This window comes from Methylophaga sp. F7 (genome assembly GCF_056863975.1).
In genome coordinates, this window is sequence record NZ_CM166511.1 from 1,632,079 (window position 1) to 1,643,676 (window position 11,598).

The following is an 11,598-nucleotide window of genomic DNA, read 5'->3' on the forward strand; positions in this document are numbered from 1 at the left end:
ATAGATATGTATAATGAATAATATCTTTATTTATTATCAAAATTATTGATGGATATTAATCAGGCACGTACTTTTCTGGAAATCATTCGCTTGGGTAGTTTCGGGGCTGCGGCAGAAGCACTAAATGTCACTCAAACGACCGTTACTGCTCGTGTACATAATCTCGAAAATCAGCTTGGTTGCAGGTTATTTATCAGGAATCGCTCCGGTGCTACCGCGACGCTTGATGGGGAAAAGTTTATTGAACATGCGGTAGCGATGGTGCAGGCATGGGAAGGTGCCAAGCGAAATTTACCGTTACCGACAGGTACCGGAACCATTTTCAATATTGCTGGCGAAATCAGTCTTTGGAGTCCGTTAATGCTCCAATGGTTAAACAATCTGAGTCAGGATATTTCCGAAACGGCGATTAATGCAGAAATTGGTGAACGAACCTCGTTGCATCAAAAACTTCAGCAAGGTTTACTCGATGTCATTGTCGTGCATCAACCTGAATACGGTCCCGGAATTCAGGTTGAACAAGTTCTGGAAGAAAAACTGATCTATGTCTCCGCTAAAAACCAAGCACAACCTTATATCTATGTAGATTGGGGAGAATATTTCCGTAAACAACATGATATCGCTCTGCCACATCTGGCAAGACCCAAGCTGACTATCAATCTTGGCCAGCTCGCGCTCCAGCACATCCTGGAAAATGGTGGCAGCGGTTATTTTCGAACGCGCGTTGTCCAAAAATATTTACATTCAGGAGATTTGATCAAGGTTGATAATTACCCTGAATTTACTTTTCCTGTGTATATGATGCATAAAAAGCAGACCAAAAATGCGCTCTTTCAAAAAGTGCTTAATGCATTATTTAAGGCGGGGAAAATATCTGAACCATGGTTGTGATATTGTTGAATAACGATAATTTAAGAATAAAAAGTCTTATAGGGGGCTAGCGAAATTTTTATCAACTAATGCAGGTGACCTATGTGGTACTACATAACTAAAGTTGTCGTTAGCGCTGTTGTTATTGTCGTAATTTCTGAACTAGCTAAACGAAGTTCCGTCTTTGGTGCCATTATGGCCTCAGTACCTTTGATTTCAGTTATTGCCATCATTTGGTTGTATCAAGAAACGGGTGATGTAACAAAAATCAGTATCTTGGCATCCAATATTTTCTGGTTGGTTCTTCCCTCTTTGGCTTTGTTTATCACCTTGCCTATTTTGCTGAACATGGGCGTAAATTTTTACTGGAGCCTTTTGATTGCCATCGGTGCCACAGTTATTTGTTACTACGCTATGTTGGTTGTATTGAGGTCATTTGGCATTGAGCTTTAAATCTCAATCCCCTTTCTTCCTCAAAACTAAGCCATTCATTACATTCAATGATTTGCCCAAAGTTATTTTATATTTTCATGAAAGTCTGGAGATAAGCCAAAAAAAATAACCCGGTTATCAATAAGCGTAACCGGGTTAATGTTCGAAGTGTATGTTAAAAATCTAAACTGCCTTCAAGAATTAAAGAGCGTCCGGGCGCAGGAAGTCTGCCAACAGGACTGACATCTACTCCCCTAAAATAATATTCTTCATCGAGCAAATTATTAACAGCCACGGCTATTTCAAGATTATTTCCACCGACAACAAATTCTCGGCTCAATCGCGAATTAACTAAAGTATATGCTGGGAGTTTTCCGGCGCTACCATTAACCGTTTCTTCATCTGTATTATTCGCATCACTATAACTTTCGCTAACATGCAGGCCCGTTAGAGTGGTTTTCCATGGCCCCACACGATAATTAACATGGGCACTGAAATGATGCTCGGGAGCATTTGGCAATTCGTTGCCTTTGTTTGCACCATTAAGTTGTTCTGTGTCCAGATAGGTATAACCGATGCCAAGCGCCAATCGGGTTGTTGCCTGCCAATCTGCGGTAAGTTCTACACCTTCATGGCGTGTTTCACCGAGGTTTTCAAATATGCTGTCAGTACGATTAAACTGAATTTGATCATCGTAATCTATCCTAAACAAAGTACCACTGACACTTACATTTTCGGATAGCTGTGATCGGGCTCCTATTTCATAATTCCAAGCAAGTTCATTAGCTACAGCCCCTTCACGAGTTACCTGAGCCGTTTGAACAGGTACCAAAGAGCGTTGTGCATTAGTGAATAAAAAGAGTGAATCGGTGGCCTGAAAACCAACAGTTAATCCAGGCAGAAATTTATCCGTTTCGTTTTTATTAGTCGTACCGTTAATTCTATCTTCAAAATCCGTACTGACGTCTTCGTAACGTATACCTGGAGTAATGCTCAATTTATCCTCAAACAGAGCAATAGTGTCACTAAAATATAATGCAACCGCTTCTGTATCAAAATTCCAGTTACGTACTTGGCTGTATTCATTAGTAGTAAGAGTTAGACGATTAACATCAAAACTAACTTGCTCTTTAACAAAGCGTGCGCCTGCCATAAAAGTATGATTGCCGTGATTGAATGTAATCCGGGGCTCAGTACCATAAACATGAAAAATTCTAGGTGAGTCAGCAACGTATTCGGCTTCAAGTGACGGATCAAAAGAAAATGCTGCACCTTGCCCGAAATCAAAGGTTCGATCTGCCTTATGAGCAAAGTTTCGCCATTGAAATTCTACATTACTGTTTGGGTTATAGGTCCATGTCAGATTTCCTCTCAACATGTCAGCATCATATGCATCATGTGGACGTTGTGAATCTGTTCTATCTGCACGGTAAGCTGAAGGGGAAAGCGAGCCTGGTAACTCTGCATTGACATTGTAATATTGTAATTGCATATCTAGCTCATTTTTATCATCAAGAAAGTATTGGGCATCCAGAATGATATTTTGTACATCGGTCTCTGAATGATCCCGGAAACCTTCGCCATCTTGAAGATTTACCTGAAGCTGCACACCGAGATCGTCACCCACAAAACCCGCAACCCGATAATAGGTATCGTAATAAGCATTTCCCGTATCTTCTGCAATGGTAATTCGCTCACGGATGGATTGTTTAAACTCTCGCGAAATCGGTTTGGTTACCAAGTTCAGCACCCCGCCGACATTATTGGGTCCATAATGCACAGCCGCGCCACCCCGGACAATATCTACTGCTTCAATACTCGGTAATGTGACAGGGAACAAAGACACACCAACATTTGTATAAGGGCCTATAGCTATGGGGTAACCATCCACTAGTATTTGTAATCTTTCACTGCGTAATGGATTCAAACCGCGAATACCAATATTGGGCAAAATACCTGTGCCAGTCTCATCAAGTACTTGAATACCGTTTACACCACGCAAAGCATCTTCAAGGTTTAATGCTCCTCTTTCATGCAGTTCTTGATTTGTGAGTACTTCCCTTGACCCTGCGTAAGTTTTAACTCTCTCTTCAGAGGTTTCACCTAACCAGTCCGAGTTGACAATCATGGCGTCCAACTTTGAAGCGCCATCGGCAGATGCATATCCTGTGACTAAATACATTGATATTAGAACACAGAGTTTTTTTCTTTTTGAAATTAATGACATACACGACCTCAATTAATAAATACGAATAAATATCATTAATATTATCACATGAGAGTTAATGCCGGCCAATCAGTGATTAACAAAAAAGAGTGTGCGCACTAATATAATGACGGTTTACAAACTACAAATTATCAAAACAACTGAACCATGGTTGCAATCATCTTAAAACCGAGGTGTATTGAAACGGTGCAATACCTTTATGAAGGTATGATGAATAAGGTTAATCTTCAAAATTAATAAAGCGTTAATGATATTAGTCTATTGTTAAACTCATTATTAGTTTCAGCATATGGCGTCCGCCGCTACTTCACCTTTAATTCAATTAGGAGTTCTCATGAAAACTATCGGTTATGCAGCTCAATCTTCTGATTCTCCCCTAGCACCGTTAGCTTTTGAAAGACGTGCATTACGTGCCAATGACATTGCCTTGGAAATTTTGTATTGCGGTGTCTGTCATTCTGATTTGCATGTGGCGCGAAATGATTGGGGGAGCTCGACCTATCCTGTGGTTCCTGGCCATGAAATTGTTGGCCGAGTAATCGAAGTGGGATCTGCGGTGACCAAATTCAAACCAGGTGAAAACGTTGCGGTGGGTTGTATGGTGGATAGCTGTCAGGATTGTGATGAATGCCATAATGACCATGAGCAATACTGCCGTAATGGATTTACTTTAACCTATGGCTCTCCCGATAGAATCACCGGTGATATAACTCATGGTGGTTATTCCAAACATCTGGTGGTGCGTGAAGAGTTTGTATTACGTATCCCGGAAAATCTGGATTTGGCACTTGCCGCCCCACTCCTTTGTGCCGGTATTACCACGTATTCACCACTCAGAGAATGGAACGTCGGTCCAGGTAGCCGCGTAGGTGTTGTCGGTATGGGCGGTTTGGGTCATATGGCAATTAAACTGGCGGTGGGTTTAGGTGCTCACGTAACAGTTATCAGTACATCACCGAAAAAAGAACAAGATGCCATGGATCTTGGTGCCCATGCTTTCCTGGTCTCTAAAGACGAGGCAGCGATGGAAGGCGCAGGTTCGAGCTTTGATTTAATTATCGATACCGTTCCAGTCAATCATGATCTGAATCCCTACATTCCATTGCTGGATAATGATGCCACACTGGTATTGGTTGGGCAGATCGGCGCGGTTGAAGGGCCAAATACGGCACCTATGATTTTCGGACGACGTCGGATTGCAGGCTCGTTAATTGGCGGGATTGCTGAAACCCAGGAAATGCTGGATTTTTGTGGACGTATGAACATCTTGCCGGAATGCGAAATGATCAAAATGGATGAGATTAATGAGGCATTTGATCGTATGGAAAAATCCGATGTCCGTTATCGTTTTGTGATTGATATGGCTTCATTAAGCGCATAACTTAATTAATGATTTACAACAGATTTTTTAATCGAAATGCCTAGGCGTTTTGCCATTCTGACCAAATTGGCCCGATCGATTTTCAGTGATCGGGCCGCTTCACTCCAGTTTCCATCAGCTTGTGTAACGGCCGTTAAAATGCAATGTTTTTGAAATTCATTGGTAGCGGTTTTGAGATCCATGTCGAGGGATAGCATAGGTTTAATTTCAGCCGTTTTTGCAACTGAATTCTCAGCAATAGTTGTTGCTGGCAACTCAAGAAACGCTCTATTTAATGAAATAATACCGGTCGTTGTCGGTTTTGCCTTGGCTTTTAACGAAGCACGGCTGATCACATGTTCCAGTTCACGAACATTGCCCGGCCAGTGATAGCTTCTTAATGCCAGTTCAGCATCCTGAGCGAGTCGTAATTGCCTGATACCTAATTTACGACTGGTTTTTTCCAGAAAGTAACCTGCCAGTAATAAAACATCCTGATCTCTATCTTTTAATGGTGGAACCTTGATTGGATAGACCGACAAACGGTGATAGAGATCGGCTCTGAAACGTCCCTCGCTAACCTCTTCTTCAAGATTCCGGTTGGTGGCAGCAATAACACGAACATTAACCTGTTCGACATTATCTTTACCCACCGGTTGTATTTCACCACTTTGTAATACCCGTAACAACTTACTTTGTACAGCTAACGGCAACTCTCCGATTTCATCAAGAAACAGAGTGCCACCATGGGCTAATTGAAATTTACCGGCTCTTTCACGATCGGCTCCGGTAAATGCGCCTTTGGTATGACCAAATAATTCGGCCTCAGCCAATGTTTCCGGCAAAGACGCACAGTTGATATGAACTAAGGGTTTATATTTTCGCAATGACAATTGATGCACAGTGCGTGCAACCAGCTCTTTTCCCACGCCGGTTTCACCGGTTATCAGCACGGTATAATCCGAACCGGCGACCAGCTGGATTTCGTTTTTCAGCGTCTGCATGGCAGTACTTTGCCCAATCAGTTCTCCGCCATCTTTTAACAAGGCTTCCTGAGTCAGTTCCTGCACCAGTTGCTGCGCATGCTGGGCGCTAATTTCGAGCTTTTTAAACTCGAGGGCTGTTTTCAATGTGGCTGCAGACAATGCGGCTATCAGTTCCAGCGTTTTGGGACTGATTGCATTAAAACTCCCAGACTGCAGACTATCGATGGTGACCAGACCAATGACTTTTTGGTCAGAATACAATGGCAACCCCATACAAGAATGCACCGGAAGATCGCCGGTTCTGGCTAATAGCAAACCATCATAGGGATCGGGTAAATCACAGTTATCGGGGAAAATAAGTGGTTTAGTGGCATTACATAGCTGCTCAAGTCTCGGGTGCTCAGTTAGATAAAAACGTCGACCCAATACTTCGGAGGACAAGCCTTGAATGGCCAAAGGCGTTAGCAGGTTTTCATGCAAGCCCAATAATGCAACGGCATCGCATTTAATGGCTTTGCGAATGGATGCCAACAGGCGATCAAAACGATCATCGTTATTAATACTGTTCGCCAGATCCAGCGCGACTTCAAGTAATAATGTTGAATCAAAATCTTGCATAGCCAACTCAATTATTCAATTAAGGTCAATCTATCACTAAAAAGTCTAAAAGACACGTTTTTTCCATGTCAATATGACACATCTACTGATGCGTATTTATGTATTTAATTGATTTATATGCTTTTTTATAAATGGCACAACCTCTGCAACCTCTAAAAAGAATCCGTTGTTTGAATTAGTTAAGAGGTTATTTATGTTAGATAACAGAACCATTGAAATCGTAAAAAGTACCCTGCCATTGCTGGAAAATGCCGGGGTTGAGGTCACAGACCATTTTTACAAACGCATGTTCAGTCACAATCCTGAATTAAAAGATATTTTTAACCTTGCTAATCAGGCAACCGGAAGACAGCAGTTTGCCTTGTTCAGCGCCGTAGCAATGTACGCCAAGCATATTGATGATCTGGGCGCTTTAGGTGAACTGGTCGAAAGAGTGGCCCATAAACATGTCAGTTTTGATATTCAGCCTGATCAATATCAGATTGTCGGTCATCATTTGATTGAAACGTTGAGAGAAATGGCACCAGAAGAATTTACCGATGAAGTAGCCGACGCCTGGGTGCAGGCTTATGGACTATTAGCCAAAGTGTTAATTGGTCGTGAACAGGATATCTATAGCGAATACCAAAACAAAAGCGGCGGCTGGACCGGTTCACGTTTATTTAAAGTGAAAGATAAAAAACCGGAATCAGAACTGGTTACCAGCTTTACCTTTGTTCCGGTTGATGGTGGTGAAATTGCCAATTACCAACCCGGTCAATATCTGGCCGTTAAAGTAAAACCTGAGCAGGCAGAAAATATTGAAATCCGTCAGTATTCTATTTCTGATAAATTCAATGGCGAAAGTTACCGGATTAGTGTCAAACGTGAAACCCAGCCAAGAGCAGGTTTGGTTTCCAATCATTTACACGACACAGTGCAGGTTGGTGATCATGTTGAGTTAATGCCACCCACTGGGGATTTCTATTTGGCACATTTAGACAAACCGACGGTGCTGATATCTGCCGGTGTCGGTATCACACCGATGATGGCGATGCTTGGAACCCTGTTGGAGAATCAAACCGAGCAACCAACCTGGTTTTTGCATGCCTGTGAAAATAAGAATCAGCACACTTATGCCGATCAGCTTAAAAACGCGGCAAATCAGCTGGATAAGCTGCATTATTACTATTGGTATAAGCAGGATGATGCTGATGATAATCAGGCGCTAAATGGTCTGATGCAATTAGACCGCCTGCAATTTGAGCTGCCCCTGACAGATGGTCACTTTTATATTTGTGGGCCCGTTGGATTTATGCGCTTCATCAAACAACAATTGTTGGATTTAAACGTGGCTGCAGATCGAATTCATTACGAAGTTTTTGGTCCTCATAGCGATATCTGACAAATGCATGGAGAGCAAATCATTGCTCTCCACTTTTTGAATTGGCTTACTCAAACCAAGCGTTGCCAAACGCCCAGAAAACTGGAAAGAATCACTACAGCCCAAACAAATATCGCCACACCGGCAGCTGCAGCAGCGATATCTTTAATGATGCCGATTTTATGGTTATGACGTTCTTCCACGAAATCACACATGGCTTCAATGGCAGTATTAAACAATTCTGCACTCAGGGCAAAGCCAGTTGCCATAATGATTAATGCGGCATCCACCCATTTGTGAAACCACAACGAAACCAGTACAACGATGACTGAGACAACTACTTTGTAAAGTACACTGAAGTCACTTAATACTGCATAACGCAGTCCTTTAATAATGGTGCGAAATTTTTTCAGTGGGTGATAGCCTGCTTCGCCACTTTCCAGAAATTTATTTTTCATCGCGATCACTTTATTGTCTTATGAATTCTACAGAGCATCATGGCGTGACTCTATGCCAATTCACAATAACCTAAATCATCAAAAAAGTTGTTCGCTCAATCCTTTGACAAAATCTTCATCTCGCTATCAGTAAAGTTATCGTATAAAAATTTAGGATTTTATAAATGAAACAAATCGTGTTGAGTTTCTTCTTTGGTGGTTTTTTGCTGACAAATGCCATTGCCGTTCAGGCTGAGCAGGGACAAGTTTGTGAGGAATGGGCCAGCAAAGCCGGCTCATATATGCTGTTTCGACAAATGAATACACCGATTCACGAGGCAATGGAAAACGCCATGGGTAATGTTACGCGGGGCTTGCTTCTGAGTGCCTATCAACAACCGATTGCTGAAACCAATGAAGGTAAGCAGCAAGCTATTGATGATTTTAAAAACAAAACGCTTGAGGAATGCATTTCACAAATGCAACAGCGTTAAAACTCATATTCCAATAATGCACGCCAGTTGGTATCGGCGGTTTTGGCAGATAAGCCGGTCAGAACGCCAATTTCCCAATGCAGTTTTTTACCGGGAGAAAGACTGATATCGCCCAAAAACACTGGACCTAATGCACGAGTATCTTCGCCAGCATAAAATTCAACCGCCGGCTCAAAATAGCGAGAAAGTCGATAACGGGTTTGTAACGATAAAGCGGTTTCAAATTCACTTTCCTGCGATTCGCCCCATTCATATTTAAGCCAGAAATTACTGGTTGCAACCCATCTCCCCCACTCTTTCAAAGCGATTAATCCTGCAGCTGCTTCCCAGTTATTATCATCACGTTGTCGTTCAAGTTCGGTTATAAGCCCCCAGTCAATACCGTATTCACCTTGCTCGGTCAGTTGCCAAAGCGCTTCGATTTCATATGCCTGTAAGCGAAAATCATTATTTTGATTATCTTCACCAATCAAATAGCCTTCAATAAACAGCCGGTCGGTAAGACTTTTGCCCACCCCTAATCGTTGAACCTGCTGCCCATCTGAATCGGTCATTCTCCATTCAATTTCACGCTCCAATGGCTGTACATAAGGCGCATAGACTTTATCGACCGGATTACCATCGGCATGACTGAGCGCCGGGAGTGTAACAATAAAAAATAAAAAACTGAGGCGTTGAAAATTAAACATGTGAAATAGCCCTTGAAAATCGTCCCGAAAGAATCACGATCAACATGAGTAACAAGCTTGTCAGATAAATTATTATCTGACTCCAGGTAGGCGTCGCTTCATACGCCATCAATGCATAAAGTAACTGACCGGGTAACGAGTGTTCACTGATAATATGAGAGCTGTCCCATACGGGTTCTGTTGAGGCTAACCAATCTGCTTGAATAAGAAACTGAGTGGCCTGGGACATCATGCTGCTCCCTACAATCACAACCAGCACGCAGATGAATTTGGCTGCGGCTGCAGGTTTTAAAGCAATCATCAGGTGATATAAAAAAATACCGCAGCTAACCCCGATACTTAAGCCAATTAAACTGCCTGACACGACGGATTGCAGCAAAAAATGATCACTGCGAAAACCGGAAATATATAACATGATTTCGGCACTTTCCCGACTAATTGCCAGGATAATGGCTGCCATCATCATGCCTTTTACCAGCCGATTGGGGAGGACAATATCTCTGGAAATAAGCCATAAAAACCCCATCAGAAATACATAAATACCTATATGAATAATGGTATTGGTTATTTCCTGACCAACGCCCTCCAGCCAGTTTGATATCTCGGGTAAAAAATACGCATAAGCGCCACCGGCAATCAATCCCAGCAGAATTGCCTTGAGCAGAAAGCTACGTGCTTGCTGACTCACAGTAGTAAATGCCATGAACAGGCTTACGACCATGGCGGCTTCCAGTACTTCACGTAACACCAGAATAACGCTATTCAGCAACATGATTATTTACCGCTCTCTTTGACAATTATTCTGCCTTGGGCCGTTTTAGGAAAAAACTCACCAAAAAATGGATACGTCCCTGGCTTTAATGGGCCGACAAAAATGATCGCCTGAGTATTGCCGGGGATGACTTTTTCACGGTTAAGCTCATAACTTTCAAATTCTTCAGGAGTAGCATCTTGATTTTTGATCAGTAATTTCACCTTGGTATCAGCGGGAATCACTAGTTCATCCGGATAAAATAGATGATCTTTGATGAGGATTTCAAATACGGGTGGCGCAGCGTAACTCTTTATTGGAATCAATAGGATAGCCATGCATATAAAAAAATACTTCATCATTTATTCATCACTGAAGGAAAATCTATAATGACCTTAAGGCCCGTTTCAAATGCTGATTTGGTCAGTTTGATCTCAGCATGATGCATTTCAATAATATGTTGAACGATAGCGAGACCTAGACCACATCCGGGTAATTGGAGATCACTGTTTTCGTTCTGGTATCGATAAAACCGGTCAAAAATACGCTCATACTGGTCTGGCGGAATACCGGGACCATCATCCTCAATGGTTAATCGCACACCTTTCTCAGTGGGATGAACATGAATGACAATATGCCCCTTTGACGGTGCATATTTGTTGGCATTGTTTAGCAGGTTCTGTAACAGTGTTTCCAGGGCAAATAAATGACCATACACCTGGGCGGATTCACCAATCAATTCAATATATTGCTGACGCTTCTCAAACTGTTGATAATCTCGTGCAATAACCTCGCTGGCCAATTTGTACAGATCAATGGCTTCGGCTTTCGCTGCAATTTGCTCAGGCGCTGTCCGATACAGCATCAGGATCTGGTTGACCAGATGGCCCATCCGATCAACAGCAGCCTGCATGAGTTGCCAATCTTCTGTGTTATCCCCGTAGGTTTGTCGAAGATTATGTAAATGTATCTGCAAGGCACTGATAGGGGTACGTAATTCATGTGCCGCATCAGCCGCAAAACGCTGTTCACGTTGAAAACTTTGGTCAAGACGCCAGAATAGTTGGTTAATAATTTTCACCAACTGACTCATTTCAATGGGCAATGGGGCCAATTCAATCGGCCTTAAATCATCAGCCTGTTTGCTGGAAAGTTGCGCAGAAAGCGTTTTCAAGGGCTTTAACCCGGTACCAATTAACCACCAGATTACTATGGCGGCCACTACGATGCCGAAAAACGCCGGTAATATGGTGGCTAAAACAATATCTTCCGCCATAGAACTGCGAACATCACTGCGTTCTCCGACGATAATCCATCGTTCAAATTGCGGATCAGGATGTACATAGTTATGCCAGCGAAAGCCTTTGAAAT

General features: G+C 42.4%; 12 protein-coding genes. 5 read left to right on the plus strand and 7 right to left on the minus strand.

The window, feature by feature from the left end; all coding sequences use genetic code 11:
- The first annotated feature begins 48 nt into the window (after positions 1–48).
- A complete protein-coding gene (locus AC08OG_RS08360; RefSeq protein WP_482929282.1) occupies positions 49–891 on the plus strand; it encodes a LysR family transcriptional regulator in 843 nt (280 codons plus the stop codon).
- Between the two features lie 81 nt (positions 892–972).
- Positions 973–1,323 carry a DUF3147 family protein gene (locus AC08OG_RS08365; protein ID WP_292398927.1) on the plus strand — a complete coding sequence of 117 codons (351 nt, stop codon included), beginning with the start codon at positions 973–975 and terminating at the stop codon, positions 1,321–1,323.
- Positions 1,324–1,477: 154 nt separating this feature from the next.
- Here the strand turns inward: AC08OG_RS08365 and AC08OG_RS08370 are convergent, their stop codons facing one another.
- Positions 1,478–3,529 (minus strand): TonB-dependent receptor family protein, encoded by a 2,052-nt coding sequence (locus AC08OG_RS08370; RefSeq protein ID WP_482929283.1) that lies wholly within the window; start codon positions 3,527–3,529, stop codon positions 1,478–1,480.
- Between the two features lie 334 nt (positions 3,530–3,863).
- Here AC08OG_RS08370 and AC08OG_RS08375 point away from each other — a divergent pair, with 334 nt between their 5' ends.
- Positions 3,864–4,910 carry an NAD(P)-dependent alcohol dehydrogenase gene (locus tag AC08OG_RS08375; protein WP_482929284.1) on the plus strand — a complete coding sequence of 349 codons (1,047 nt, stop codon included), beginning with the start codon at positions 3,864–3,866 and terminating at the stop codon, positions 4,908–4,910.
- A gap of 5 nt (positions 4,911–4,915) precedes the next feature.
- On the opposite strand, the gene norR is transcribed toward AC08OG_RS08375, so the two are convergent.
- Entirely contained in the window at positions 4,916–6,493 is a 1,578-nt protein-coding gene (gene norR, locus AC08OG_RS08380) for a nitric oxide reductase transcriptional regulator NorR (RefSeq protein WP_292398936.1), read from the minus strand.
- A 166-nt stretch (positions 6,494–6,659) separates the two neighbouring features.
- Between norR and hmpA the strand changes: the two genes are divergently transcribed.
- A complete protein-coding gene (gene hmpA / locus AC08OG_RS08385) occupies positions 6,660–7,877 on the plus strand; it encodes an NO-inducible flavohemoprotein (protein WP_292357117.1) in 1,218 nt (405 codons plus the stop codon).
- A gap of 50 nt (positions 7,878–7,927) precedes the next feature.
- On the opposite strand, the gene AC08OG_RS08390 is transcribed toward hmpA, so the two are convergent.
- A complete protein-coding gene (locus tag AC08OG_RS08390) occupies positions 7,928–8,314 on the minus strand; it encodes a diacylglycerol kinase (protein ID WP_292357119.1) in 387 nt (128 codons plus the stop codon).
- Positions 8,315–8,478: 164 nt separating this feature from the next.
- On the opposite strand from AC08OG_RS08390, the gene AC08OG_RS08395 reads away from it, so the two are divergent.
- Positions 8,479–8,787 carry a hypothetical protein gene (locus AC08OG_RS08395; RefSeq protein ID WP_482929285.1) on the plus strand — a complete coding sequence of 103 codons (309 nt, stop codon included), beginning with the start codon at positions 8,479–8,481 and terminating at the stop codon, positions 8,785–8,787.
- Here the strand turns inward: AC08OG_RS08395 and AC08OG_RS08400 are convergent.
- From AC08OG_RS08400 to AC08OG_RS08415, 4 genes are read right to left on the minus strand one after another with little or no spacing between them, the layout of a single operon-like run.
- Entirely contained in the window at positions 8,784–9,476 is a 693-nt protein-coding gene (locus AC08OG_RS08400; protein ID WP_292398946.1) for a hypothetical protein, read from the minus strand. The genes AC08OG_RS08395 and AC08OG_RS08400 overlap by 4 nt on opposite strands.
- Positions 9,469–10,248, minus strand: a complete 780-nt coding sequence (locus AC08OG_RS08405; protein WP_292357125.1) for an FTR1 family protein — start codon at positions 10,246–10,248, stop codon at positions 9,469–9,471. The genes AC08OG_RS08400 and AC08OG_RS08405 overlap by 8 nt, the downstream gene beginning before the upstream one ends.
- Before the next feature lie 2 nt (positions 10,249–10,250).
- Positions 10,251–10,589, minus strand: a complete 339-nt coding sequence (locus AC08OG_RS08410) for a cupredoxin domain-containing protein (protein WP_482929286.1) — start codon at positions 10,587–10,589, stop codon at positions 10,251–10,253.
- Positions 10,586–11,503 (minus strand): sensor histidine kinase, encoded by a 918-nt coding sequence (locus AC08OG_RS08415; RefSeq protein WP_482929287.1) that lies wholly within the window; start codon positions 11,501–11,503, stop codon positions 10,586–10,588. Before AC08OG_RS08415 ends, AC08OG_RS08410 begins: the two co-directional genes overlap by 4 nt.
- Positions 11,504–11,598 lie beyond the last annotated feature (95 nt).

Coding starts and splice junctions, on each gene's coding strand:
- AC08OG_RS08360 (WP_482929282.1), top strand. CDS start 49: ATGGATATTAATCAGGCACGTACTTTTCTGGAAATCATTCGCTTGGGT.
- AC08OG_RS08395 (WP_482929285.1), top strand. CDS start 8,479: ATGAAACAAATCGTGTTGAGTTTCTTCTTTGGTGGTTTTTTGCTGACA.
- AC08OG_RS08375 (WP_482929284.1), top strand. CDS start 3,864: ATGAAAACTATCGGTTATGCAGCTCAATCTTCTGATTCTCCCCTAGCA.
- AC08OG_RS08365 (WP_292398927.1), top strand. CDS start 973: ATGTGGTACTACATAACTAAAGTTGTCGTTAGCGCTGTTGTTATTGTC.
- AC08OG_RS08390 (WP_292357119.1), bottom strand. CDS start 8,314: ATGAAAAATAAATTTCTGGAAAGTGGCGAAGCAGGCTATCACCCACTG.
- AC08OG_RS08400 (WP_292398946.1), bottom strand. CDS start 9,476: ATGTTTAATTTTCAACGCCTCAGTTTTTTATTTTTTATTGTTACACTC.
- AC08OG_RS08370 (WP_482929283.1), bottom strand. CDS start 3,529: ATGTCATTAATTTCAAAAAGAAAAAAACTCTGTGTTCTAATATCAATG.
- AC08OG_RS08415 (WP_482929287.1), bottom strand. CDS start 11,503: ATGGCGGAAGATATTGTTTTAGCCACCATATTACCGGCGTTTTTCGGC.
- AC08OG_RS08410 (WP_482929286.1), bottom strand. CDS start 10,589: ATGATGAAGTATTTTTTTATATGCATGGCTATCCTATTGATTCCAATA.
- norR (WP_292398936.1), bottom strand. CDS start 6,493: ATGCAAGATTTTGATTCAACATTATTACTTGAAGTCGCGCTGGATCTG.
- AC08OG_RS08405 (WP_292357125.1), bottom strand. CDS start 10,248: ATGTTGCTGAATAGCGTTATTCTGGTGTTACGTGAAGTACTGGAAGCC.